At 38.2% G+C, this 26,621-nt stretch carries 25 protein-coding genes, 3 tRNA genes and 1 pseudogene; 2 read left to right on the top strand and 27 right to left on the bottom strand.

The genetic code is table 11. The features are described from left to right. Window positions 1-74: 74 nt before the first annotated feature. The 8 genes from sufU to HMPREF1654_RS00415 form a co-directional block, all read right to left on the bottom strand. A complete protein-coding gene (gene sufU / locus HMPREF1654_RS00450) occupies window positions 75-524 on the bottom strand; it encodes a Fe-S cluster assembly sulfur transfer protein SufU (protein ID WP_004234063.1) in 450 nt (149 codons plus the stop codon). Then, window positions 511-1,743, bottom strand: a complete 1,233-nt coding sequence (locus tag HMPREF1654_RS00445) for a cysteine desulfurase (RefSeq protein WP_003078307.1) — start codon at window positions 1,741-1,743, stop codon at window positions 511-513. The genes sufU and HMPREF1654_RS00445 overlap by 14 nt, the downstream gene beginning before the upstream one ends. A 16-nt stretch (window positions 1,744-1,759) precedes the next feature. Then, window positions 1,760-3,022, bottom strand: coding sequence for a Fe-S cluster assembly protein SufD (sufD, locus tag HMPREF1654_RS00440; protein WP_004234067.1), 1,263 nt, complete (start codon window positions 3,020-3,022; stop codon window positions 1,760-1,762). A 39-nt stretch (window positions 3,023-3,061) separates the two neighbouring features. After that, on the bottom strand, window positions 3,062-3,832 hold the full coding sequence (gene sufC / locus HMPREF1654_RS00435; RefSeq protein ID WP_003073743.1) for a Fe-S cluster assembly ATPase SufC: 771 nt from the start codon (window positions 3,830-3,832) through the stop codon (window positions 3,062-3,064). 90 nt (window positions 3,833-3,922) lie between these two features. Continuing rightward, window positions 3,923-5,089 carry a glycosyltransferase family 4 protein gene (locus HMPREF1654_RS00430; protein WP_003073746.1) on the bottom strand — a complete coding sequence of 389 codons (1,167 nt, stop codon included), beginning with the start codon at window positions 5,087-5,089 and terminating at the stop codon, window positions 3,923-3,925. Beyond that, window positions 5,086-5,835 carry an adaptor protein MecA gene (gene mecA, locus HMPREF1654_RS00425; RefSeq protein ID WP_003073748.1) on the bottom strand — a complete coding sequence of 250 codons (750 nt, stop codon included), beginning with the start codon at window positions 5,833-5,835 and terminating at the stop codon, window positions 5,086-5,088. Before mecA ends, HMPREF1654_RS00430 begins: the two co-directional genes overlap by 4 nt. Before the next feature lie 126 nt (window positions 5,836-5,961). Further along, entirely contained in the window at window positions 5,962-6,804 is an 843-nt protein-coding gene (locus tag HMPREF1654_RS00420; RefSeq protein ID WP_003078379.1) for an undecaprenyl-diphosphate phosphatase, read from the bottom strand. A 66-nt stretch (window positions 6,805-6,870) separates the two neighbouring features. Further along, window positions 6,871-8,760, bottom strand: a complete 1,890-nt coding sequence (locus HMPREF1654_RS00415; RefSeq protein WP_003078231.1) for a DUF2207 domain-containing protein — start codon at window positions 8,758-8,760, stop codon at window positions 6,871-6,873. Window positions 8,761-8,885: 125 nt separating this feature from the next. Between HMPREF1654_RS00415 and HMPREF1654_RS00410 the strand changes: the two genes are divergently transcribed. After that, window positions 8,886-10,451, top strand: a complete 1,566-nt coding sequence (locus HMPREF1654_RS00410) for an ABC transporter substrate-binding protein/permease (protein ID WP_004234074.1) — start codon at window positions 8,886-8,888, stop codon at window positions 10,449-10,451. Continuing rightward, window positions 10,448-11,188: an amino acid ABC transporter ATP-binding protein gene (locus HMPREF1654_RS00405; protein WP_003073759.1), complete on the top strand. Its 741-nt coding sequence runs from the start codon at window positions 10,448-10,450 to the stop codon at window positions 11,186-11,188. Before HMPREF1654_RS00410 ends, HMPREF1654_RS00405 begins: the two co-directional genes overlap by 4 nt. A gap of 367 nt (window positions 11,189-11,555) precedes the next feature. Here HMPREF1654_RS00405 and HMPREF1654_RS00400 read toward each other — a convergent pair whose 3' ends face one another. From HMPREF1654_RS00400 to mraY, 19 genes and pseudogenes are all read right to left on the bottom strand, one after another. Then, window positions 11,556-11,771 carry a capsule biosynthesis transcriptional regulator gene (locus tag HMPREF1654_RS00400; RefSeq protein WP_003073762.1) on the bottom strand — a complete coding sequence of 72 codons (216 nt, stop codon included), beginning with the start codon at window positions 11,769-11,771 and terminating at the stop codon, window positions 11,556-11,558. 108 nt (window positions 11,772-11,879) lie between these two features. Beyond that, window positions 11,880-12,767: an SPFH domain-containing protein gene (locus HMPREF1654_RS00395; RefSeq protein ID WP_003073765.1), complete on the bottom strand. Its 888-nt coding sequence runs from the start codon at window positions 12,765-12,767 to the stop codon at window positions 11,880-11,882. 129 nt (window positions 12,768-12,896) lie between these two features. Then, complete coding sequence (locus tag HMPREF1654_RS00390) at window positions 12,897-13,496, bottom strand: response regulator transcription factor (protein WP_014829581.1); 600 nt, start codon at window positions 13,494-13,496, stop codon at window positions 12,897-12,899. Continuing rightward, a complete protein-coding gene (locus HMPREF1654_RS00385; RefSeq protein ID WP_004234072.1) occupies window positions 13,493-14,593 on the bottom strand; it encodes a sensor histidine kinase in 1,101 nt (366 codons plus the stop codon). Before HMPREF1654_RS00385 ends, HMPREF1654_RS00390 begins: the two co-directional genes overlap by 4 nt. 4 nt (window positions 14,594-14,597) lie before the next feature. After that, complete coding sequence (locus HMPREF1654_RS00380; protein ID WP_003078350.1) at window positions 14,598-15,329, bottom strand: ABC transporter permease; 732 nt, start codon at window positions 15,327-15,329, stop codon at window positions 14,598-14,600. 13 nt (window positions 15,330-15,342) lie between these two features. Continuing rightward, entirely contained in the window at window positions 15,343-16,218 is an 876-nt protein-coding gene (locus HMPREF1654_RS00375) for an ABC transporter ATP-binding protein (protein ID WP_003078257.1), read from the bottom strand. Window positions 16,219-16,609: 391 nt separating this feature from the next. Next, complete coding sequence (locus HMPREF1654_RS00370) at window positions 16,610-18,277, bottom strand: DAK2 domain-containing protein (RefSeq protein ID WP_003078335.1); 1,668 nt, start codon at window positions 18,275-18,277, stop codon at window positions 16,610-16,612. A gap of 2 nt (window positions 18,278-18,279) precedes the next feature. Then, on the bottom strand, window positions 18,280-18,645 hold the full coding sequence (locus HMPREF1654_RS00365) for an Asp23/Gls24 family envelope stress response protein (protein WP_003025907.1): 366 nt from the start codon (window positions 18,643-18,645) through the stop codon (window positions 18,280-18,282). Between the two features lie 174 nt (window positions 18,646-18,819). Further along, window positions 18,820-19,008 (bottom strand): 50S ribosomal protein L28, encoded by a 189-nt coding sequence (rpmB, locus tag HMPREF1654_RS00360; RefSeq protein ID WP_003025909.1) that lies wholly within the window; start codon window positions 19,006-19,008, stop codon window positions 18,820-18,822. A gap of 134 nt (window positions 19,009-19,142) precedes the next feature. Then, a complete protein-coding gene (locus HMPREF1654_RS00355) occupies window positions 19,143-19,805 on the bottom strand; it encodes a LiaF transmembrane domain-containing protein (protein WP_003073781.1) in 663 nt (220 codons plus the stop codon). A 5-nt stretch (window positions 19,806-19,810) separates the two neighbouring features. Continuing rightward, a complete protein-coding gene (locus HMPREF1654_RS00350; protein WP_003073783.1) occupies window positions 19,811-20,257 on the bottom strand; it encodes a LytTR family DNA-binding domain-containing protein in 447 nt (148 codons plus the stop codon). Window positions 20,258-20,473: 216 nt separating this feature from the next. After that, window positions 20,474-20,546, bottom strand: a tRNA-Thr gene (locus HMPREF1654_RS00345). A 148-nt stretch (window positions 20,547-20,694) separates the two neighbouring features. Beyond that, on the bottom strand, window positions 20,695-21,576 hold the full coding sequence (locus HMPREF1654_RS00340; protein ID WP_003073785.1) for a class II fructose-bisphosphate aldolase: 882 nt from the start codon (window positions 21,574-21,576) through the stop codon (window positions 20,695-20,697). A 183-nt stretch (window positions 21,577-21,759) separates the two neighbouring features. Further along, a tRNA-Leu gene (locus HMPREF1654_RS00335) sits at window positions 21,760-21,845 on the bottom strand. A gap of 143 nt (window positions 21,846-21,988) precedes the next feature. Next, window positions 21,989-22,399 (bottom strand): GyrI-like domain-containing protein, encoded by a 411-nt coding sequence (locus HMPREF1654_RS00330; RefSeq protein ID WP_003073787.1) that lies wholly within the window; start codon window positions 22,397-22,399, stop codon window positions 21,989-21,991. 50 nt (window positions 22,400-22,449) lie between these two features. Further along, window positions 22,450-23,016 (bottom strand): annotated as a pseudogene (locus tag HMPREF1654_RS00325) (glutamine amidotransferase-related protein); the annotation flags it as partial. Window positions 23,017-23,027: 11 nt separating this feature from the next. Beyond that, a tRNA-Leu gene (locus HMPREF1654_RS00320) sits at window positions 23,028-23,113 on the bottom strand. 162 nt (window positions 23,114-23,275) lie between these two features. After that, window positions 23,276-25,234: a peptide ABC transporter substrate-binding protein gene (locus HMPREF1654_RS00315; protein WP_003078276.1), complete on the bottom strand. Its 1,959-nt coding sequence runs from the start codon at window positions 25,232-25,234 to the stop codon at window positions 23,276-23,278. Window positions 25,235-25,636: 402 nt separating this feature from the next. Beyond that, complete coding sequence (gene mraY, locus HMPREF1654_RS00310) at window positions 25,637-26,620, bottom strand: phospho-N-acetylmuramoyl-pentapeptide-transferase (RefSeq protein ID WP_003078417.1); 984 nt, start codon at window positions 26,618-26,620, stop codon at window positions 25,637-25,639. Window position 26,621 lies beyond the last annotated feature (1 nt).

The following is a 26,621-nucleotide window of genomic DNA, read 5'->3' as shown; positions in this document are numbered from 1 at the left end:
GTACCGCACCCCAAAAATTAGATTTTTTTGTCTAACTTTTGGGGTGCGGTGCATTTTTTATTTAAGCTCAATTATTAATTTTTTTCAGACTTTCCAGCTTCCTCAATTGCCTTTTTAAGAGCATTCCAGCCTAAGGTTGAGCATTTGATACGCTGTGGAAATTTGGCAACACCAGCCAAAAAAGCCGCGTCTCCCAATGCCATCTGCTGCTTGTCTTCCTTACCTTGAACCATTTGGGAGAAAATCTCTGCCAATTGGAGCGCTTCACCTTTTGTTTTTCCTAAAACTACATCAGTCATCATACTAGCTGACGCTGTAGAAATACTGCAGCCAGAATTTAGAAAGGCAATATCTTCAATCACTCCTTGTTCATCAAACTGAACCGACAGACTGATGACATCTCCGCAGGTAGGATTATTGAGGCTAACTTGTTCTACTCCATCCAACTGACCTTGATGATGAGGGTGAGCTGAATGGTCCGTCACAACAGCCTTATAAAGACTATTGAGTTTAGAAAGTGCCATTGAAAAACTCCTTTGTTTTCTTCAAAGCTTCAACGAGCTTGTCGCAATCCGCTTTGGTATTGTATATATAAAAACTAGCTCGAACAGTTGCTGGTACTCCTAGGTAACTCAACAAAGGTTGAGCGCAGTGATGACCAGCCCGGACAGCCACACCTTCATAATCTAGAGCGGTTGCTACATCATGAGGATGAAGCCCCGTTAGATTAAAAGAAATGACACCTGATCGCTGATCCACGTTTTCTGAACCATAAATAGTAAGACCCTTAACAGCTTGTAATTTTGGAAATAGATAAGCTATCAAGTCCTGCTCATACTGATGAACCGTTGCCATCCCGATGTTGTCTAAATAGTCAATGGCTGCAGCCAGGCCAATAGCACCAGCTATATTAGGTGTACCTGCCTCAAATTTCCAAGGAAGCTCTTTCCATGTCGCATCCTGTTCATAGACAAAATCAATCATTTCTCCACCAAATTCAATCGGAGACATTTTCTTCAGGAATTCTTCTTTACCATAGAGAACACCAATGCCAGTAGGACCTAACATCTTGTGACCTGAAAACGCAAAAAAATCAACATCCAAGTCTTGAACATCAATCTTTACGTGTGGGATTGATTGAGCACCATCCACCACCAAAAGTGCTCCTACTTGATGAACCATCCCAGCTATTTCTTTTATAGGATTCATCACACCTAGTACATTAGAAACATGAGCCAGCGCAACAAACCGTGTCTTTTTAGTTAATTTTGATTGAAGGTCAGCAAGGTCTAGCATGCCATTTTTCAGATAAGCATAAATCAATCTAGCACCTGTTTTCTTACAAGCTTCTTGCCAAGGAATAATATTAGAATGATGCTCCATAACAGAAATCAACACCTCATCCCCTGGCTGTAACACACTTTTGGCATAGTTTGCTACCCAATTGAGACCAGTCGTCGCACCTCTCGTAAAGAGAACTTCTTTCGTTGAAGCAGCATGGATAAAGGAGCGAATTCGTTCACGCGCAGCTTCATAAGCCGTCGTTGCTCGCTCAGCAAGTGTATGAACTCCACGATGGACATTAGCATTATCCTTTTCATAATAAGCCAAGACCGCTTCTAAGACCTGCCTTGGCTTTTGGGTCGTTGCTGCATTGTCCAAATAAACTAGTGGCTCATCATTGACAATTTGATTCAAAATTGGAAAGTCCTTCCGAACAGCTTCTACATCAAGTTTAGACATTTCTTTTCCTATCTTTTTATTTCTTAGCCAAAATTTTATCAATATTTTCAATCATTTCAGCACGGACTTCTTTGACCGGAATTTCAACGATCACAGAACCTAAGAAACCACGCACTACTAACCGTTCTGCCGTTGCCTGATCTAGCCCTCGACTCATAAGATAGTACATATCTTCTGGATCTACCTGACCGATAGACGCCGCATGCCCTGCTGTCACATCATTTTCATCAATCAAAAGAATAGGATTAGCATCTGAACGTGCTTTATCAGACAACATGAGCACTCGACTTTCCTGTTGAGCATCTGCTCCCTTGGCTCCCTTGATAATGTGACCGATTCCGTTAAAAGTCAACGTTCCCTTTTCCAAAATCACACCATGTTGGAGGATATTACCAATCGAATTGCAACCGTAGTTCGTAACACGACTGTCAATTCCTTGAGTCTGTTTGCCACGAGAGAGAGCTACCACTTTCATATCTGCATGACTTCCACGGCCGAACAAATCGCTGTCAAAATCAGCAATCACATTGCCTTCATTCATAACCCCAATCGCCCAGTCAATCATCGAATCATCTTCCAACTTACCCCGACGACTGATATAAGCTGTGACATTTTCACCCAATCGATCAATAGCTGAAAACTTAATCTGTGATCCTGCTTGGGCAATGACTTCCACCGTGATATTTGCTGTTGCAGAAAGACTGCCAGAACCATAGGTCTCCAGACGCTCTAAATAGGTAAACTTGGAGTGTTTCCCTGCAATAATTAGAATGTGCTTATTAAATGGTACATCACTTTCACTGTCTTGGTAAAAAATACCTTCAATGGGTTGACTGATTTCAACATTATCTGGAATATAGAGCACCGCTCCACTATTGAAATAAGCTGTATGGTAGGCTGCCAGCTTATCTTCATCATATTTAACTGAAGACATAAAATACTTTTCCATGATTTCTGGAATTTCCTCAAGAGCAGTGTAAAAGTCTGTAAAGATAACTCCTTGCTCCGCTAGTTCAGTCGGCAATTGCTCTAAAACAGTCTGTGTTCCAAGCTGCACCAATGTTAAATGGTCATTCAGAGCTGTGAAATCAGGCACGTGAGCAAAAGCTTCATTTTCCGAAAGTGTACCATCTCCCAAGTTCCAACGGTGAAATTTCACGCGCTCAATAATCGGTAAGTTCAATTCTTCTATTTTATCAAAGGCAGCTTGTCGAAGATTTGCCAACCATTCAGGCTCCGCATGCATTTGTGAAAAGTGTTTAATGGTTTCTTTTGTCATTTCATCCTCCTATTTTTTATAAGCAAAAAGAAGGGTTGACTAGGCGTCTTCTTGGTAATCAAAACCAAGTTCTTCAGCTAATTTGGCATAGCCTTCCTGCTCTAAACGAACAGCTAATTCTGGTCCACCCGAAGCCACCACATGCCCGTCCATCATAACATGAACCACATCAGGCTTAATGTAATTCAACAAGCGTTGGTAGTGTGTAATAATCATGGCACCAAAATTCTCTCCACGCATAGCATTGACACCCTTCGATACGACTTTCAAGGCATCAATATCTAGGCCAGAGTCTATTTCGTCCAATAGTGCAAATGTCGGCTCCAGCATCAATAATTGTAAAATTTCATTGCGCTTCTTTTCACCACCAGAAAAACCTTCATTCAGATAACGTTCTGCCATTTCCTCTTTCATATTGAGCAATTCCATTTTTTCATCCAATTTCATGATAAAATCACGGACAGAGATTTTTTCATCATCTTCTTTACCTGCATTCATGGCTGCACGCAAAAATTCTGCATTGGTAATACCTGGAATTTCACTTGGGTACTGCATAGCAAGAAAAAGTCCCATACGAGCTCGTTCATCCACATCCAGTTCTAAAATATTGACACCATCAAAGAGAATCTCTCCCTCGGTCACCTCATAATTTGGATTTCCCATAATCGCCGCCGATAAGGTGGACTTCCCTGTACCATTCGGCCCCATAATGGCAGCAACCTCTCCTGTTTTAAGAGTCAAATTGACTCCCTTCAAAATTTTCTTTCCTTCAATATCTACATGGAGGTTTTTGATTTCTAAGACAGACATGGCAAACTTTCCTTTCTTCCTATCCATTATATACTTTATAAGTATAGCAAAAAAAAGCCAAAAAGGCTTTGATTTTGTTTTCCTCAAACTCTATTTCTTTCTTCTATTTCTGAACCGTTTACGAATTTCTTCCCGATAGGCAGAATTGCCAATAAATCGGAGAATCTTAAGAAGTGGTGTCCGATTTGACCCCAAAATACCAATGAGCTCCGCTAACAGCTCCACTCCAAAGAGCAATCCAATCACCAACAGCACACCACCGATACGACTTGAGATATTTAACAAAAGAGAAATCATGGCAAAAATCATAGAAATCCCATAAATAACTAAGACTGTCCCACGGTGTGTCAACCCCAAAGATAGCAAACGGTGATGAAGATGACGCTTATCTGGCGTATAAAATTTTTGACCAGATAAAGTTCTGCGCACAATCGCTAAAAATGTATCTGTAATTGGTACCCCCAGAATAATCATCGGAGTAATCACAGCAACAGCTGTCGCATTCTTCAAGCCTTGCAATGACAAAACTGCGATCATAAAACCGATAAATAGTGCCCCCGTATCACCCAAATAAATAATCGCTGGGTGATAGTTGTAAGGAAAAAATCCTGCAATAGACATGACCAATACAAAAATAGTTAAGGTTAGAAAAACATTGTGTTCTGGCAAGAAGAAGTAGGAAACGATTCCCATTGTTACCAATGAAATAATAGATACACCACTCACTAATCCGTCCAGTCCATCAAGCAAATTGACAGCATTGGTAATTGAAATAATCCAGATAACCGTTAAAATGAAAGATAACCAAGGTGCAAAGTGTAGCAACGGACCGCCAAAAGGAATTTTAAAGTGATTCAAACGAAAATCCGTTAATAACCAAATCAAACCGGCAGCTAACACAATCCCTGACATCTTTGCTAAGGGTTTCAACTCTTTCACATCATCAATCAGCCCGGTTAGAGCGATAATACCGCCTCCTAAAGCAACAGGCCATATATAATCAAAATAGGTCTTTCCAGAAAAAGTTGCCTGCACAATCATCGGCATTAACACAAGTGTAGCAACTAAGAAAGCAATAACGATAGCTAACCCACCGCTACTTGGCATTGGCTTTTTATTGATTCTGCGAGCATTTGGATAATCTACTGCACCTATCTTAAATGCTAACAAACGAACCAAGGGCGTGAGAATCACACCAATGAAAAAGGTTCCTAGTAAAACCAAAATAAATTTTAAGGGAAAGGGAATCATAATCATTTAACCTTTTGAAGATTGGAAACCGCATCGTTGACAAGCAATAAGTAACCATGCTCTTGCAAAACAGCTCTTGTCACAGCTGTATCTTCTGCATGTTCACGCATAGATGCAAGAAGCCAAGCCGGATATCGCTTAGGGTGGCCTTCAATATCAACCAAAATTGTCAAATAATAGTGACTGCCCATTTTGTATAACTCTGAAGTATTGACGGTATAATCTACCGTTTTAGCAAAAACAATCACTTCTCTTAGGTTGGCAAACTTCAAAATGTAATATATATATTTTTGTGTTAGCTCGTCATTATCTTCCTCTTGTTCTTCCATATCAGAAGTGCTTCTACTATTTTCTGCTTCTGCCGTTTCCAAAGACCGAACAGCTTCAATATCGTCTTTGCTTTTCTCAAAAATATTTTTTTCTAATGTCTTTAAAAATTCATCTGGAGACATTTGAGACAGCTCTTCTACATCTGGTAAATCTGCTAAATCATCAAAATTCAGATTCTTATCAATCTTAGACTTGGTGACAAAAACATCCAGTCGGTCTGGTTTAGGGGTTACACGAAAACTGAGCATACCGCTATCCAAAAAACTCTCTGGCATTTCCAACTCATCTAAAATTGCATAGAAAAACTCTTCTGTCTTTTCTTGCGGAACGAGAAAATCTGCCATCTCCATTCCACGTTCTTCTAAATCTTCTAATTTTATTGTGATTTTAATCGTTGTATCACTAATTTGCTTCATTTCCATCGCATTACCTCATACTTCTAGTCTTCTCATTATACTAAAATTTCGTCTTTTTTACAAAAAATAGACAGCTTTTGTTTTCTTTGACGAACTAAAAAACTCAACAAAAGCTGTTGAGTTTTGAATCGGTTAAAAAATAGCTTTAAAAATTCCGTAAACAATCAGCAAGACTCCAAGGCCAATACGATATTTCCCAAAGATTGTAAAATCATGTTTTTTCACATAATCTGTCAAGAAACGAATCACATAGAGACTGACCCAAAATGCAACACCCATTGCCACAAGCAACAGAAAGAGCTGCCCAAACCCCAGTGTATTTCCTTTGATGATAAACTTCAAGATTTTCCAACCACTAGCTCCAAACATAACGGGAATTCCCAGAAAGAAAGTAAATTCTGTCACCACAGAACGACTAGTACCATTCAAAAGCCCACCCACGATGGTTGCCCCTGAACGACTGGTACCTGGGAAAAGTGACAATACTTGGAACAATCCAATGTAGAGAGCGGTTTTATAAGGTAAACGCTCTAAATTAGTAATCGCTGGTTCCACACTTTTATTGCGTTTTTCCAACAAAATAAAAGCAACACCATAGATAATCAACATACAGGCAACAGAAATGAAGTTATAAAAATGAGCATCAAACCAATCATCCAAAGGCAGCCCGATAATGGCAGCCGGTGCAGCTGCAATCACCACTTTGGCCCATAATTGCCATGTTTTCTGCACTTCACGCGCTGTCTTTTCAGGTTTAAACGGATTTAATTTATCAAAATAAATCACTACAACCGCTAAAATCGCTCCTAATTGGATTACAACATTGAACATCTCCATAAAAGCAGCATTCTGATTTTTATATTTGAGAAATTCTTGAACTAAAATCAAGTGACCTGTACTCGAAATTGGCAGCCACTCTGTAATTCCCTCCACAATCCCAAAGATAATGGACTTCAAAATTTCAATAATAAACATTTTCTTCTCCTAAGATTGATTTGTTTCATTATAGCATAATTTCAAACAAGAGAATAGGGCATTTGGTTAAAAGGCACCGCCGCCTCCGCCTCCGCCACCACCAGAGAAGCCACCACCGCTACTTCCACTTGATGAAACAGAGAAACTGCTAGCCGAATTAGCTGCTGTTCCATAACTCACAAAAGCGTGCGAACTAGTATGAAAATCATACGACATATCCTGATAAACAAAAGCATTCATTGATGGATTATCAATTGTGATTTTGCGTAATTTCATCGTCTTGGATACCTTATCTGCACAATTAAACATAGCAGCATAAACCAATAGTCTGTTCCACAAAATCACTCCTTCCACTTCTGTGTCCTTTAAATGAGCAATCTCATGCAGCATATTAGCAAAACTCTTCCAGTAATAATAGTTTTCTGCTCCTTCTTCATTTAAGACGCCATCACGCTTCACCATTTTGCATTTTCTCAAAAGGTAATACAGCATTCCACCGGCAATGAAAAAACTGACTGCAAAGCGATAAAAAACAAGTCCATATATCAATAAAATCCAAGCTAGGATACCAAAAGACCCTATCGCAATAAGCTCCATAAGAAACATTGCCAGATATAAATACAAGAATTCCTTTTTAGTAACTGAGCGATAATTATTCGGTAATTGTTCTCGCTCAATGATTTCATGGATATCTTCTGTAATAGTTGTTAAATAATGTTGCAACAGATTTTTTACTCTGTTTCCTGCACTACGAACAGCCCGCTCACCTCTGCTATATATCTTATTGTCAATTTTAAAATCTGAAAATAGATTTTTCAAAAGGATCTGGTTGTTGTCCCCCATAGCCATATTTAAAAATTCTTGTTCAAAATCCGATAAACCTTTGTCTGTTACTCTTTGCAATTGTGGTTGTTTTGTATCATCTGTAAAAACAAGATTCCCTCGATCAATCAAATCCAGCAAAGTGGCTTGGATAAGGTTTTCAAATTTCAGAGCAGTTTCTTGTTTCTTAGTAGGATTCAGCTCTGTCAAATCTACCGAAAAAACATTTGAAGCAATGACCATTGGTGGTAAATCTTGCGGGATTTCGTACAAACGAGCATGCTTAGGAAATGTTGCACGAGGTTTCGTACTAAGATGAAAAGCAATGTAAAAAGCCAAACTAATCAGACCAACCAACACCAAAGCAAGTGGTAAATCCCAGTCTACCAATTTCTGGTATCTTTTTGTATCAGTAGCAACTTCCCTTTCAACTCGACGAAACTCTTGTAACCAATTGCGTTTTATAACAGCTAAACTATTCTCCGGAACAGTTATTAGTGACCGATTCCAATATGCATGAAATTCTAAGTTATTATTTCTAGCAATACTTGCTACACGAATCAGATAGCTATCTCCCTCTCGTGTCACTTGAGCTGGCTTCATAAAATAGCCTGTATGAGCATATAATTCAGTCTGTTGTGAAGTAGCCGGAGGAGTAATTCGAAATTCTACATTATTTAATTTTTTATCCCAATCACTAATCGGAATCCAATGCAATTCTACAATATCATTGTAGACAAACAACATATTTTTCAGTTTCCAAGTAATCTCAATCCTTACACGATCCCCTTTGTTACCAGCATTATAAATTTTATATTTATAACCACCTGCAATACGCTCTTGAACAGCAGTAATATCGGTCTTGGGCTGACCATTTTTCAAAGCCCGAATCGTTGGTTTTCCCTCTACATCAAAGCCACGAGGAACTTTTCCAGATGTCCCTAAAGTAATAACTTGTCCATTATAATGGCTTGAGAAACGGTAATCGACTATCTCAACAAAAGTTGCCGTATTATCTGAATGAATCTGTAGATCCCCTTTGTAAGATTCGATGTCATAACTCACAGCTAAAACATGCTGACTAAAGAATAAACATGAGAAAAAAATCACTATACCCCAAAAGAACTTTTTCATCTGACACCCTCCTTTGACTAGTCAAATTTATTATACCATTTTTTTAAGTAAGGGTTTACTAATATTGAAAAGCATTTCATTTTTCGGTACAATGGAAAGAAGATATTTTTAGATGAGGAGAAAATATGAAAAAATTATTCTTATCACTATTATCACTTCTGTTACTTAGTTTCGGATTTGCAAATAGAACTCAAGCTGATGAATACTTGCGTATCGGAATGGAAGCGGCTTACGCTCCTTTCAACTGGACCCAAGATGATGACAAAAATGGTGCAGTCAAAATTGAAGGTACCAACCAATATGCCAACGGTTACGATGTCCAAATTGCAAAACAAGTCGCAAATGCACTAGGCAAGAAGCCTTTAGTGGTCAAAACTTCTTGGAATGGTTTGATTCCTGCATTGACATCAGGAAAATTGGACATGATTGTAGCTGGTATGAGTCCAACAGCTGAACGGAAAAAAGAAATTGCTTTTTCAAAGAGTTATTATACCAGTGAGCCAGTAATGCTGGTCAAAAAAGATGGCGCCTATGCAAATGCCAAAAATTTGAATGACTTCAAAGGAGCAAAAATCACCTCCCAACAAGGTGTCTATCTCTATAATCTGATATCTCAATTGACTGGTGCTAAGCAAGAAACCGCAATGGGAGATTTCGCTCAAATGCGCCAAGCGCTTGAATCAGGAGTGATTGATGGTTACATCTCCGAACGCCCTGAAGCTCTCACAGCTGAAGCAGCTAACTCAAAATTTAAAATGATTCAGTTCAAAAAAGGTTTTGAAGTGAGTGAAGAAGATTCCACAATCGCAATCGGAATGCGCAAAAATGACTCTCGCCTAGAACAAGTCAATGCTGCCATTGCCAAAATCAGCTCCAAAGACCAAGCCTCCTTAATGGATAAAATGATTCAACATCAACCTGTCGAAACAAGCTCTAGTCAAGATAAGACTAGCTTCTTCGGACAAGTGACAAAGATTTTGAAAGATAACTGGCCACAATTTCTGCGCGGAGCTGGTTTGACTCTTCTCATCTCCATTACTGGTACAATTGCAGGACTCATCATCGGGCTCTTAATCGGCATCTACCGCACAGCCCCCACAGCGAAAAACAAAAGTCTAGCTATTTTACAAACCTTATTTGGCTGGATCCTAAATATCTACATCGAAATTTTCCGTGGGACACCTATGATTGTTCAATCTATGGTTATTTACTATGGAACAGCGCAAGCATTTGGAGTTTCTATTGATCGTACAATTGCCGCCATTTTTATCGTCTCTATCAACACAGGTGCTTATATGAGTGAGATTGTCCGGGGAGGTATTTTCGCTGTTGATAAGGGACAATTTGAAGCCGCAACTGCTCTGGGAATGACACACAATCAAACCATGCGTAAAGTTGTCCTTCCACAAGTCGTACGTAACATCCTACCTGCAACGGGAAATGAATTTGTCATCAATATTAAAGATACTTCCGTATTGAATGTTATCTCTGTTGTGGAACTGTATTTTTCAGGAAATACTATTGCCACCCAAACTTACCAATATTTTCAAACCTTTACAATTATTGCCGTTATCTACTTTATCTTAACTTTTACAGTAACACGCATTCTCCGTTATGTAGAACGTCGCTTTGACACAGATGAGTATACAACAGGTGCTAATCAAATGCAGACGAAGGGAGCTAAGGCATGAGTGATACTATTTTAGAAATCAAGCATCTAAAAAAATCCTACGGACAAAATGAAGTTTTAAAAGATATTTCTCTTACTGTTCACTCCGGAGAAGTCATCTCTATCATCGGAAGCTCCGGTAGTGGAAAATCAACCTTCTTGCGCTCTATCAATCTCCTTGAAGAGCCAAGTGGAGGAGAAATCCTTTATCGTGGCGAAAATGTGCTAGCAGAAAACTATAACCTCACCCACTACCGCGAAAAACTTGGCATGGTTTTCCAAAGTTTCAACCTTTTTGAAAATCTCAATGTTCTTGAAAATACCATTGTCGCACAGACAAGTGTTCTCAAGCGAGAACGAACAGATGCTGAAAAAATCGCCAAAGAAAATCTTGAAAAAGTCGGTATGGGCCAACTTTACTGGCAAGCAAAACCAAAACAGCTTTCTGGCGGACAGAAGCAGCGCGTTGCTATTGCACGCGCCTTATCCATGAACCCTGATGCCATTTTATTTGACGAACCAACATCAGCTCTTGATCCTGAAATGGTTGGTGAAGTACTGAAAATCATGAAAGACCTTGCTCAAGATGGTTTAACTATGATCGTCGTCACCCATGAAATGGAATTTGCACGAGATGTTTCAAACCGTGTCATTTTCATGGACAAAGGTATCATTGCCGAAGAAGGTAAACCAGAAGACATTTTCACTCACCCGAAAGAAGAACGTACGAAAGAATTCCTACAACGTTACCTTGAATAACTATGAAAAAGACGAAGCTGAAAGATTTTCTCTGGCTTCGTCTTTATTTTCTATCTTAGAATCTCAAACTTCTTCCGAAACAACTAATTTTTATTCAAACAAAAGTAAATAGTTTAAACACACATTTTCTTTCAAAAACTTACAGAAAAATCATATTTCTAATTTTTCAGAATATTTTTTTCAAAGCAAATCCACTCTCAAAATAAGTTTATAATATTTTTGTAAATTTATTCATCAGAAATAGATAATAAAAATCAAATAAATATGTTCTTTTATCTATACTTATTCATTTTAATTAATAAAAATTCCGGTATTTTATAAATATAAATAAAAAAAGCAGGTTAGTAACCTGCTAAAAATTCATCAGTTAGTTTTCGAATTTTTCATGATTTTTATCGTAAAAATCAATCAAACCAAGAGCGGTTTCAAATGAGATATTTTTCACCTTAGCACGTCCTTGAGCAAGGGCAATGATAGACATTTCACGAGCATTCGTTTCTTTACTGATGCGATAACCCGTGATTTTTTTATCACGAACCCAACCAACAACTGATTCTACTTTTTCAAAGTTAGATTTAGCCATTTCCTTCTCCTATTTATTATTTCTAATTAAATATTTTAAATGTTTTTATTTGTTTTGTCAACGGAAAAGGCCATTTATTTTGACGAATAAAACAATTCAGAATATTCTTTATTTTGCTTTGAGAGCTGATAAAATTTGCGTTCTTATATTTTCAACTCCATCAGGGTTAGCTGGCAAGAAAACTGTATTATTTCCCTTACTATCTGCAAAATTATTCAATGTATCAAGATATTGGTTAGTTAAAAGAATTGACATAATTTGTTCTTCTTTCAATTCAATATTGGCACCTTTTAACTCCTTGATAGAATCTGCTAAGCCATCCACAATCGCTTTCCGCTGTTCTGCAATACCCACCCCATGAAGGCGATCTTTTTCAGCTTCAGCTTCTGCGGCGGTAACAATTTTAATTTTGTCAGCTTCAGCCAATTCTTGAGCAGCAACACGTTTCCGTTGAGCAGCATTGATTTCATTCATCGATTGCTTAACTTCTGCATCCGGTTCAACTTTTGTAATCAAAGTTTTAACAATAATATAACCGTAGGTAGACATTTCTTCTGCTACTTGCTTTTGGACTTCAAGCGCAATTTCATCCTTCTTTTCAAATAATTCATCCAATGTCAATTTAGGAACAGATGAACGCAAGGCATCTTCAATATAAGACTTGATTTGAGCTTCTGGACGAATCAATTTATAGTAAGCATCTGTTACATTATTTTCATTCACACGATATTGTGTCGCAACGTTCATCATGACAAATACATTGTCTTGCGTCTTTGTTTCAACAACAATCTCGCTTTGCAACAGGCGTAATTGCACACGTGCTGCGATATGATCAATACCAAATGGCAAGCGTAAATGAATTCCGCTATTACTTAGCTTTTGATATCTTCCAAAACGTTCTATGATTGCCACAGACTGTTGACGAACAACGTACAACGAACTAAAAAGAACGATAATAAGGACGATAACAACAATCGGCATTACTAAAAATAACATAATATAAAACTCCTATCTTCTTTTTCAAGATTATAACATATTTAAAAAAGTTTATCAAACAAAAGCGATAAAAAACTAGTTAAGCTATTATATTCAATTTCTTTGCATCCATATCTTGTAAAAACTTATTTATATCCAACCATTTTCTTGAGCAATTCGAACTGCTTCCAAACGATTTTCTGCTGTTAATTTCATTAAAATACTCGACATATAATTGCGAATGGTGCCATTTGATAGATAAAGCTTTTGCGCAATTTCTTTACTAGATAAACCTCTTGCTGCTGCTTGCAAAACTAAAATTTCTTGATTGGACAAGGGATTCTTACTTGTCATCATGACTTCCATCAACTCAGGAGAATATTCTTTTTTTCCGTCTAATACTGTTTGAATCGTTTTCATAAGATCAGCTATGCTGCGTTCTTTTAAAACATAAGCATCTACATTAGACTTTACAGCACGTTCAAAATAGCCCGGACGTTTAAATGTGGTGACAATGATGACCTTGGTGTTGGGTCGATTTGCCTTGACCCATTCGAGAACGTCTAGGCCTGTTTGATGAGGCATTTCCACATCCAAAATAGCCACATCAACAGTTTCTGAACTGAGACAGTCAATAGCCTTCTGCCCATCCGCGGCCTGATAGACTTCTTTCACATCTGGCTGCATCTGCAAGAGCTGAGCTAGAGCATCTCTCAGCATACTTTGATCTTCTGCTAACAAAAGTTTCATGCTTCCTTCCCTCCGTATGGCAATGCAATCCGAATCCACGTCGGATCTTGGCTGCTAAGAATCTCAATCGTTCCTGACAAGGCAGACAGTCGCTCTCGAATACTATGCAACTCCCGACCAGTCAGCTTTTGAAAACCACAACCATCATCCTGAATGTCTAAAACAAGTTTTTCGTTTTTCTTTACCAAAGAAAAATTACTCTTTTTAGCCTTGGCATGCTTGATGATATTGGTCGCTGCTTCCAGCAAAATCATACTGATTGTTGACTGCTGACTCGGTGGGATACTGGCAACATTGAGCTGGTTATCTATTTTTACCTGAACGCCGCTCATCTCAAGCATAGCTCGAATGGTCACCAATTCTTCATCTAGAGTCCGATTCTTTAGATTGTTAATAATCCGCCGAACATCAGCCATAGACTTCTTACTAATCTCTTGCACTTCCTGCAGTTCTTTTTCAGCCTTGTCGTAGGCTTCCATCTGTAAAAACTGCTGAGCCAGCTCCGCCTTAACACTGAGCATGGCAAAGGTATGCCCTAGACTATCATGTAAGTCTCGACCAATCCGATTGCGCTCATTTTCCGCCAGAAAGAGATTCAGCTGGGCATTTTGCTTGACCTTTTCTTCCTTGATTCGCTCTGTCATTTGAATCCGATGGAGACCAAAAGTCAATCCATCCGAAAAGAGAAAGGTTACAACAAAGAAGAGTAGCTCTGCTGGACCAACATTCCCCACCAAGTAATTAGTCATCACAATAATGGGCTGCAAGGCGATAAAGGTTAAAAAACGCCAGGATTTAAAAGAAATATCATCTAGTTCGTAAATAAGCAGATTAGATAGATAAAAAATGTACCAAGTAAAACCTGTATTTAACCAGACAGAACCATAATATATGTAAGCAACCAGGAGCCACCAAGAAAAAAACTGGATAAGGCGATGGTTACTTAACAAGACCGCATAGTAAGACACAACAAAAGTAGCTGTCCAGAGCAAGAGGAAAAGCGGGTATTCCCCGCTAATCACTCCCGCCACTGGAAAGATGATAAAGACCAGCGCAATATGAAACATATAGTGGACTTGTTTAAGCTTTTCCCACATGGTTTTATTTTACCTCAATTCGCTTTTTGAGTTGCAGCACAAGAATGCTGACCAAAATCGTATAAATCAGAACAATCAAAGCGGCCTTGCCATTGAACTGATGATGTTCTAGATAAGAAGACACGACCTGCATCAGTTGATAACTTGGCGTCAGCTTACCGATTGACTGGAGCCATTTTGGGAACATGGTCAGAGGGAACCATAGACCACCCAGAACAGCCAGGGCCATATAGACGATATTGCCCACTACAGACATAAGCTGAGCACTTGGCAAGAGGCTGACCAATACACCCATGGCAATAAAGACCACACTTCCTACCAGAAGTATCAAGGCAATAAGAAGCCAGTCCACCATTGGCAGATTAACCCCGCGAACAAAATGCCCAATCGAGAAGACTACGATTATAGAAAGCATAAAAGTCAGCAGCGTACTGCAAAGTTTGGATATATAGTATTTTACCATAGAAATCGGTGAATGCTGAATCATTTTTTGCCAGTTATTATTTTTATCAGACTGCAAAGTGCTTGGAATACTAAAGAAGGCACTAGACATGATACTAAAAACAGTCATTGAGAAGAGATATGCCTGAAGTACACTAGCTGGTGCATTCCCTGACATCATACCAGAAAATATTAAGTAAAAAACACTGGGTAAACCGATAGACAGTAAATAATAGGCTGCTTGTCGCTTCATCAAAATTAACTCAATCTTCATTAAACTAGTCATATATTTCATGATAGATCTCCTTTTACTCTTGTGTTGTCTCAAAAATACTATCCAACAACGTTCGGTTGCGTACTTCAATTTCCTCAATCGTACAACCATTATCGATCAAGACTTGCCATACTTTACTGGCCTCTTTAGTTGCAAAAGACAGAGCACTTTGCTTGATTTCGATTTCGGTTGCTTCAGGTAAGTTTTCTACAATAGCTCGGTAAGAAAGTGGAATAGTGAAGTGTTTTTCCTGTTCCTCACTACGCATGGCATACGGCGTCGTATCTCGGATTAGTTCTCCCTTATGTAGCACCAAAATACGATCCGCTGTATGCTCCACTTCTTCGATATAGTGAGAAGAATAAACAATAGTTACACCATTTTTCTTTAGTTCATCTACAACTTCCCAAAAATGCTGTCTTGTAGAAGTATCCATAGCAGAAGTTGGTTCATCTAAAAAGAGTATCTTCGGACGCCCGATAAGAGCTAAAACAAAAGAGAGTAACCGTTTTTGTCCACCAGACAATTTACTGGCCAACTGTTCTTTTTGCTTATCCGTAAATTTCAACAGAACATCAATTTCCTGATTGCTCAGACTATTTGGGTAAAGACTTTGGAAAAAGTTTAATAGTTCATTTACCTTCAAATCTGCCACGACTGTGTTTTCTTGTGGCAAAATAGCAACTACTTGTTTCAATTGATTATTTGTCGGCTGCAAACTCTGAATCCTGACCTGTCCACCTGTAAGAAACTTATCGCCCAACAAGCAATCCATTAGTGTCGTTTTCCCAGCCCCATTTGGACCAATCAACGCCACACATTCTCCATCGTTAATTGTAAAAGAAATATTTTTCAAAATTTCTTTCCCACGAATCTCTTTGGATAAATCCTTTACTTCAATCAAATTCATCTTTTTCCTCCTTGATAAGTACATACATAAAGACTGAGCAACCAAGATTGCAAAGACACTCCAAAAATAGTGTAAAATACCAGCAGTCCTAATCCTACTTCCAAAGAACAAGCCGTACAGAATACTCGTTATCAGTCTTCATCAAGATATTACATTATAATGACCAATTCTCATTGATTGCTGAGTCACTAAAATATAGAGAGCTGAACATCATTATCATAAGCAACAAAAGAATCAAACATCTTTTTCATAAACCAGCTACCTTTCCTTTTGATAATTCTATTATATATTTTGTCAAAAATTCCAACTAGATGATTTTGTCATCGTTTCACATGACAAATGTCACAAAAAAGACGACTCGGTTGAGTCGCCTTTCAATGATTCTTTGATTTTATTCAACACTAAAAAGATATGGATAAACTGGTTGTCCACCTTTATGGATTTCCACTTCTACATCTTCAAATTTTTCAGTAATATCTTGAGCCAATTCATTGGCCAAGTCTTCATTGCCATCTTCTCCGATATAAATCGTCACAATTTCGCTGTCTGTATCTAACATTTTACTGAATGTTTCATTCAATGTTGTCAACATATCCGGATTAGACACAACAATTTTTCCATCTACCATACCAAGATAATCATTTTCATGGATGTCAAGACCGTCAATCGTTGTATCACGAACAGCACTTGTTACACTACCACTTACAACATCTGTAAGAGCAGCTGTCATTCGGTCATGATTTTCCTCAATAGATTTACTTGAATCAAAAGCCAGTAGGCTTGTTAAACCTTGCGGAATCGTTCTTGTTTCTATTACTGCAGCAGGTTGTTCAATTACCTCAGCTGCCGATTGTGCCGCCATGAAAATATTCTTATTGTTTGGCAGGATAATGATGTGGCGAGCATTGACCTGTTCAACTGCCCTAATAAAATCTTCTGTCGAAGGATTCATTGTTTGACCACCAGAGATGATATAGTCTACTCCTTGCGCCTTAAAGATTTCTGCCAAACCTTCACCAGCCACAACTGCAATAACAGCATATTCCTTTTCTTCAGCAATTTGCTTGTTCTCACGCTCTTCCTTTTCAACTTGTGCATCATGTTGATTGCGCATATTATCTACTTTGACTTTGACAAGACTTCCATATTTCAAGCCTTCTTGCATGACTAAGCCTGGATCTTCTGTGTGGACATGAACCTTTACAATTTCATCATCATTGACGACAAGGAGTGAATCCCCCAATTCATTCAAATAATTGCGAAATTCATCATAATCAAATTCTTTTACATATGTTGGACCTTTTTTCAAAGCCACCATGATTTCAGTACAATAACCGAATTTGATGTCTTCTGTTGCCACATGACTCGCTACTGACTTATGATGCTCTGCATTAATCATTTCCGTCATCGTCGCAGGCGTTGCCTGAAACTCTTCAGATGCAATGTATTCACCTGTCAACGCTGCCAAAAAGCCTTCGTAGATGAACACCAAACCTTGACCACCAGAGTCCACAACTCCCACTTCCTTTAAGACCGGAAGCATATCTGGTGTTTTCGCAAGAGCTATCTTAGCACTCTCAAGAGCTGCCTTCATCACCTCAACAGCATCGTCTGTTTCTTCTGCTTTTTTTCTAGCACCGATTGCAGCCCCGCGAGAAACAGTTAAAATCGTTCCTTCAACGGGCTTCATCACAGCTTTGTAGGCCACTTCAACTCCAGCCTGAAAAGCAAGAGCTAAATCTTGCCCTGTTAATTCTTCCTTTTCTTTCACACTTTGAGAGAAACCACGGAAAAGCTGTGAAGTAATAACACCAGAATTCCCACGCGCCCCCATCAAGAGACCTTTAGCAAAAATTCCAGCCACTTCACCAACAGTAGAAGCAGATTTATCTGCAACTTCCTTTGCTCCATTTTCAATGGTCATTCCCATATTGGTACCTGTGTCACCATCCGGCACAGGAAAAACATTTAAAGAATTGACATATTCAGCCTGTTTATTCAAACGAGTAGATGCAGACTGCACCATTTCTTGAAATAAACTAGTAGTAATATTTGACACGATTATTCTCCTACAACTTTAATATTTTGGATATAGACATTTACTGTTTCAGCAGTAATTCCAAGCTGATTCTCAAGACTGAATTTCACACGCTCTTGAATGTTTTTAGACACTTCACTTATCTTAGTACCATAGCTCAAAACTGTATACACATCAACAGCAATGCTTCCTTCTTCCGTTGTTTTTACTACAACACCTTTTGCATAATTTTCCTTTCCTAATAAAGCTTGGAAATTATCTTTAATGGCATTTTTACTGGCCATTCCGACTACACCAAAAATTTCAGTTGCCGCTCCGCCAACAATTGTTGCAATAACATCATCTGTCAGCTCAATTTGACCATCTTTTGTATTGATTTTTACAGTCATAATTTCTACCTCAAAAGTATTTTATAGTTTATTTTACCATATTTTACGCGGACTGTACAAGAGAGAGTAGATATTTAAAAGGATTCAGTCAACTTTTATCGAAAAAGAGATATTCATAACCTGCTATTTCAGACAAAAGAAAATGAACCTCTCAAAGGCTCATCCTTTCGTTAATTAAACGCGTTCAACTTTGCCAGATTTAAGGGCGCGTGCTGAAGCCCAAACTTTCTTAGGTTTACCATCAACTAAGATTGTCACCTTTTGAAGATTTGGTTTCACAGTACGTTTTGTTTGGTTCATTGCGTGAGAGCGGTTGTTTCCTGATACAGTTTTACGACCTGTAAAGTAACATACTTTTGCCATTTATACTTGTCCTCCTGATTAGTTTCACGGGCTTTATACCACATACCGTAAAATTTTATCACAATTTTTAAGATTTTGCAAGACTATTTTCCTTATATTTCAAAATTCAAGTAGATCAATGACTTTCTTAAATTTTAAACATAAATAATTCCTAAGCGACCAAAAGATACATCTCCTTTTACATAAAGAGTCTTATCTTTCTCATTGATATTACGAGGATTCGTCACTGTGCCAAAAGCGTTATCCACATCTAACTCTACACGCCAATTACTTGGTACATATAATGTAGCATTTCCAAAAGATACATCAATATCAAAAGTTGCAGAGTTTCCTTTAATGGTAGCATTGTCAAAATAAACCGTAGCATTCCCAAAAGCACAATCTAGTGTTTCATAAGTAAAATCATCCGAATTGATATAGCGTGTACCACTCCCAAAATTGATGTCTCCATTTATGACACGACGAGCATTTTGACCATGATAAATACCCCAAATTCGTTTTGGTTTGAAAATCAACCCAATTCCAATAGAAGCCAGAATACCTGCTAAGAAAATTGTTCCAGATGAAATTGGCAAAAAGTGATAACTACTATTTGCAACGATTAGGGAAATAATGGCTAAAATAACCCCGCCAGATAAATTTCCTCTCCAAAAATTTTCAAGTGCAAGGTAAGCAAAAACCAGCACAACAAGCAGTGGCCAAAAATTGAAGCGAATAGATGGAATACCAAAATTCCCTTGCAACAGTATCCAACCAGCCAGTACTAAAAGCCCTACTCCAAATAATGTTTTTCTCATAATATTTACCTCATTTCACCTAATTTTTCTTTTAAGAATTGAAAATAATGCCTAGATACATGTACTTGCTTATGGGTATCATAGAAGCGAATACTGCTCGTTCCTGAAAAAGACTTTTCTAATGAATAGATTGCTTTAATATTTGTAATCGTTGATTTAGAAATACGACAGAAATATCGCGGCAGGCATTCTTCCAACTCATACAATTTTAGTTTGACTTCATAAGCATTATTCCGAGCATGCGCGAAAATTTTATTTCCATCCGTTTCAAAGAAAAGGATATCTGCTAAATCAACATAATATTCGCTCGTATCTTTGTAAAAAAGAATGGACGGTTTGGCAACTTCTTCCAAGGAACGCTGAATACGCTCTATCTGCTCATCAAAGCGAGGCGCCTTAATGACAATTTCTGCTTCTTCCAAATTAGAATCTAGTTCTACTCGAATTTTCATAAACGCTCCTCTCACTTTTCTTTATTCATTATACCAATTGTCATATGAAATTCAAGCGATTTTCAGTAAGTGGTTCATTTGGACAGGTAAGTGGTTACGAAATCTGAATAAGCTACTTATGTTTCATAAATTGACTAGATTCTATTGCTTTTTACACAATCACATTTTATAGACAATAAACAAAAAGACCTTCAATATAATGAAGACCTTCAATAGTGCCGATTATAGGGCTTGAACCTACGACCTACGCGTTACGAGTGCGTTGCTCTACCAACTGAGCTAAATCGGCGATTGCTACCTCCTTATTCTACCATGTTGACTTGTTTTGTCAAGCAAAAATTTTACAACTTCTTAATCCAACTCAGACAAGGCCTACTTTTATCCCAAAGATATAGAAAAAATCCCGCCGTAGCGAGATTTTTTGTTCTATAACCTAATTAAGCTTTACCTTCTGAACCGAATACGTCGATACGTTCTTCAACAGCTTCTGTAATTGCTTCGAAACCTGATTTCAAGAATTTACGTGGGTCAAAGAGTTTCTTCTTATCGTATTCTGCTTCGTTTGCTTCGTATTCAGCAGCAAATTTACGAGTAGCTTTAGCAAAAGCAATTTGACACTCAGTATTTACGTTGACTTTTGCCACACCCAATTTGATAGCTGCTTGAATTTGATCATCTGGAATACCTGAGCCACCATGCAATACGATTGGGAAGCCTGGAACAGCTTCTGTCAATTTTTGCAAGTGATCAAGGTGAAGACCTTTCCAGTTAGCTGGATATGGTCCATGAATGTTACCAATACCTGCTGCAAGGAAGTCAATTCCAGTTTCAACCATTGCTTTTGCATCTTCAATTGGAGCCAATTCACCATCACCGATGATACCGTCTTCTTCACCACCGATAGTACCGACTTCAGCTTCCACTGATACTCCATTTGCATGCGCAAATTCAACCACTCTACGAGCTTTTTCAAGGTTTTCTTCAACTGGAAGATGAGAACCATCAAACATAACTGAAGTGTAACCAACTTTGATACATTCAAGCGCATCTTCATAATGACCATGGTCAAGGTGAATAGCAACTGGTACAGTAATTCCCATTGATTCTACAAGGCTTTCAATGAGGAGTTTACATACTTTATAACCACCCATATATTTAGCAGCACCCATAGAAGTTTGGATAAGAACTGGAGCTTTTTTAGCTTCTGCTGCACGCAAGATAGCTTGAGTCCACTCAAGGTTGTTTGTATTAAATCCACCAACTGCATAACCATTGTCACGAGCTGCTTGGACAAATTTTTCTGCTGAAACGATTGCCATTAGTATTAGGCCTCCTATTTATTTTTATGGGTTTCCCCACTTACATTGTTTATTTTATCACTTTTCAGAAAAAAATACCAGTGTTTCCTAATTTTTTAAGCGTTTTCTCTTATAAAACAAAATTTCCTGCCTCACAGTTCAAAATGATAAAACAAAAAAACTGACCGAAGCCAGCTTATCTCATGCGGAGAGAGGGACTTGAACCCTCACGACCTAAAGCGGTCACAGGATCCTTAGTCCTGCACGTCTGCCAATTCCGCCATCCCCGCGATTGAGTACTTTACTAGTATAACAGGACAGCTAAAGCTTGTCAAGAAAATTTTGACTTTATTTCAAAAAATCAACTTTCTACTCAAGCAGCAAGACTGGGAAATCTAAGCGAAAATAAAGCTAAGACAGGAACACAGAAAGCTCAGTGCTTCTGAGTCGCAACAAAGACAGCCACAGTTTGGTCGGGATCGTATTTTTCAAAGTCAATAGTGTAGTCCCGATGAAGCTCACCTGTTTCTTCTGCCTGCCAAATCCTCTGCCAAGCATGAAGAACCGCTTGAGAATCCTCCTTATCCGCTTCAAACACTTGATAGGTCTGCTCAGAGGTATCAAAATCATAGAGTTCCCCATCTGTCAAACGGCAGATGGAGAGACTGTAGTCTCCTTTGTAATCACTAGCATAATCATGATAGACAGCATAGACTGGTTCCCCTTGGGCAAAAGCTTCTTTCACAGCCCCCTCTTGTTCCTGCCAGAGAGCTTGGATTTTTTCTATACAATGCTCGTCTTGAAAATTATTAGTACGAATACTAGCTAAAATGTTTAGAAACATCTTCTTCCCTCCTTTTGTTTTTCATTATAACATTTCTCTAGAAAAATCGCTTATCCTAGAAAAAGCAAGTCTATCTCTCCTGGCTCTTCCACTGCTGTGACAAAGGCCGTATAAAGACCTTCAGGTCGGTTCGGGCAGCTGGAAAGATCTGGGTGATACTGACAGGCCACAAAGAATTTGTTTTCTGGGATTTCCACTATTTCGACCAAGCGATTGTCTGGTAAAACTCCAGAAAATACAAATCCGGCTGCCTCAAACTGCTCGCGGAAAGCATTGTTAAACTCATAGCGATGGCGATGACGACGTTGCACGATTTCTTGATAGTCATAATCTGCCGCTGCTTTAGAATTACGCTTAAGTTTAGAAGGATAGAGCCCCAGTCTCAGCGTTCCACCCAAGTCTTCGACATCAATCTGATCACGCATGAGGTCAATGATTGGATACGATGTGTCTGGATTAAGCTCCGCTGAGCTGGCATCTGCCAGGCCTAGGACGTGACGGGCGAATTCGGCACAGGTTAACTGCATACCCAAGCAAATGCCCAACATAGGCACATCCTGCTCACGCGCATAGAGGATTGTCTGAATTTTACCCTCAGTTCCTCTCTGACCAAAACCAGCTTATCTCATGCGGAGAGAGGGACTTGAACCATCACGACCTAAAGCGGTCACAGGATCCTTAGTCCTGCGCGTCTGCCAATTCCACCATCCCCGCGATTGAATACTTTGCTAATATAACAGGACAGCTAAGGCTTGTCAAGAAATTTTTTGAAAAAGTGAAGCATCCAATCAACAATCCTAAATGTTTATGCTAGGTAACATTATTAAAAAGAACTTGAATGATAGCCCATTTCGTACAAAAAGAAATTTCTTGTACTTATTTTACATGATTTTCATAGTTATCTTGTGCTCTTTTATTAGAAGCTTCTTTTTCTTTCAGCCATTTCTTTTTAGCACTTTCGTATTCTTTGGTCGTCACAATTTTATCTTGCAACTTAACATATTTAAAGTAGTTGCTTGAGCCACCCTTAATTCCTACTAAAGAATATGAACGGCTAAACGGAACTGTCTTTGTCACAGATGGTGTTCCTCCAAGAGAAAGATTTGGCATTGTCAACCCACTATCAATTAACCACGCCTGCGCTTCAGCATATTTCTCATAACGCTTCATCTCATTGGTTTCAGCATTTGCTTCCTCAAGCATTGTAGTATAGGTATCCAAACCAACAGTTTTTATCTTATCGTTCTCTTGACCAGGTTCCAAGCCAAAGTTCTTCAAACTACCACCATTTTTTGTATTCAAGGTATCTAGATAAGTTGACGGATCTTGATAATCCCCTGACCATCCACCATTGTATAAATCATAATCTTTTTGAGCAGCAGTATTAGCAAAGTAGCCAATGTTATTCAATTCATCTGAACTCATTTGTTGAATATCAATGACAACATTATCTTTTCCTAAAACAGACTCAACAGATTGTTTCATAGAACTTTCCCATTGAACACCAATTTTACTTGTCTGATCAGCCGGTACATCCAAATGAATTGGGAACTGAACTCCTTTAGCTTGCAACTCTGCTTTTGCTTGTGCAAATTTTACTTTTGCTTTTGCTGGATTGTAGTAAGCATCCTGTGCATCAGCCAAATTCATATCAGACCATTCTGAACCGTACTTCACCAATTTGGAAGATACGAGATCCCCAAATGTTTTATCACCAATTGAAACAAACGTTGGTGGAACAAGTGTATTCCGCAATACTTTTGTCGCTCCATCTTTCCCATTGCTTTGCGCACCATAAGACGTTCGATTGTAGGCGAAATTGATTGCTTGACGAAATGCTTTATTGAGTACTGCCTCCTGTGTTGCAGTTTTTTGTGCATCTGTTTTCTTAGATGTATGGTGATAGGACTGACGATTTAAGTTAAAGTTATAATAATAACTGGTCGCATCTTGTAAACTATAGATGATATTGTTATTATACTGTTTCTTAACAGAAGCAAAACTAGAACTATTTGGATAAAGACGGGCTGCACTATAAGCACCCTCAGTAAAGTTTCGAATAAGCGCTTCTTGGTCCGATCCATCATAATATGTCAACTTTATATTGTCTAAATGAACATTCTTTTTGTCATAATAATGAGGATTTTTTGCAAATTCCATAGAGGATTTAGCCGTCAAAGACTTCAGCAGATATGGACCGTTGTAAAGAATGCTACTCGGTTTTACAGAACCAAAATTCTTTCCTTGGGATTTTAAGAAGGCTGCATTGACTGGGAAGAGGATGTTATTGGTTGTTTTTGAATTCCAATAAGTTTCTGCACGACTCAGAGTATACTGTACTGTATAATCATCAATAGCTTTTACACCTACCTTTGAAAAATCTTTTGTCTCCCCTTTGATATACGCATCTAATCCTTTGACAGAGTCTTGTACAAGGTAAAGAGCTTCGGATTTGTTATCTGCAGCATATTTCAAACCAGTTACAAAGTCTTGTGCTTTTACACCTGCGTACTCTTCGCCTTCTGATGTGTACCATTTCGCGTCTTTACGTAATTTATACGTATACGTCAAACCATCTTTGGAGACTGTCCATGACTTAGCAAGTGCTGGAACTAAGTTCCCGTATCGGTCATTTTCTAATAATCCATCAACTAAATTGGTAACAACATCTGATGTTGTTGCTCGATTCGCCATCAAATAATTCAGCGTATCTGGATCTTGTGTATACACATATGAATATGTCGATGTGCTAGAGCTTGACTTGCCACAACCAGCCAATAAAATTCCAGCACTTAGTACAATTCCCGTTGCAATAATCCATTTTGATGATTTCATAGATAAAACCTCCTCTAATGTCACATCTTATTACATTGCATATTATACCGAAATGTTTTCAAAAAGTAAAGACCTTGCTTAAGAAGGATGGGGTATTTATTCAAAAACAGTCTTTTATATATACTATTTTCTAAAAAACAAGCTACCCAATGCATAAAAATAAACATCCCCATTTTCATCTTAAAACCCGAACCGAATAAACATTCTTAGGTGTTAAAAAAATAAAACATTTTCTTTGTTAAAAAGTAATAATCACCAACTTCCCTCAACTAAATATTGAACCTATTATACACTATTTTCATATAATTTCAAGAAAATTTACGAATTTTTAGAAAATTTTTGCAAACATTCCATAAAAAAACTCATCTTAAAGAAAAAATTCTTTAAAATGAGTCACTTCTCTTATAAATATAAAATCGCAATGGTTAGTAAACTAGCCGCAAGTCCGATTCCCCAGAAAAAGAAATCAACTTTCCATTCACTCCAAGCTTGCCCATGACCTGATAAGCCACCCAGTTCAAAATGATGATGAACTGGTGTCATCCGAAAAATCCGTTTGCCTCCAGTCAATTTGAAATAAGAAACCTGCATCATAACTGAAGTTGTCTCAAAGACATAGACAATCCCAATGATAAGAAGCGTCCATTCTTGGTGAAGTGCTATCGAAATTGCTGCTAACATACCACCAAGAGCCAAACTTCCTACATCTCCCATAAAAATCTTGGCTGGTTTATGATTGAAAATAAAGAATGCAAGCAGGCCACCAATCATACTCAAAATAACAATTAAAATATCAAAACGATGTTGAACTGTCGCAATGACTGCATAAGCTGCTAAACTGATTGTAACAGAAATACTAGCCAACCCATCAATGCCATCTGTCAAATTGACTGCGTTGGAAAAGCCAACCAACCAAAAGAGAGTAAAAGCAATATAAAGATAGCCTAAATGAAGTGGGAAACCAAAAACATTGAGTAAATCTCCCCCACCGTGGGTATCAAAAAAGAAGTAAAAAACAATGCCACCAATAATTTGAAGGGCTAGTTTCTGCTTGGGATTTAAACCTTCATTTATTTTACGAAAAACCTTTAAAAAATCATCCAAGAAACCAACGATACCATACAAAACCAGAATAAATAGTATCATCAAGGCAGCACTTGAAAGTTCTTTAGAAATGAGAGCTATCACAAAACTAGATAAAACAGAGGCTACCAAAAATACAGTTCCTCCCATAGTAGGCGTTCCAGCTTTTGCTTGGTGCTGTTTCACATCTTCGTGCATTTGTTGTCCAGAAATATGAGCTTTGTGATAAAAACGAATAAATGCAGGTATCCCAACTAAAGTTAGAATAAAAGTCACAATACCTGCAATGATAGCTTGTAACATG

It is taken from the genome of Streptococcus intermedius SK54 = ATCC 27335 (assembly GCF_000413475.1).
In the GTDB taxonomy this organism is placed as follows: Bacteria; Bacillota; Bacilli; order Lactobacillales; family Streptococcaceae; genus Streptococcus; species Streptococcus intermedius.
This window is presented reverse-complemented; position numbering and strand designations above follow the sequence as displayed.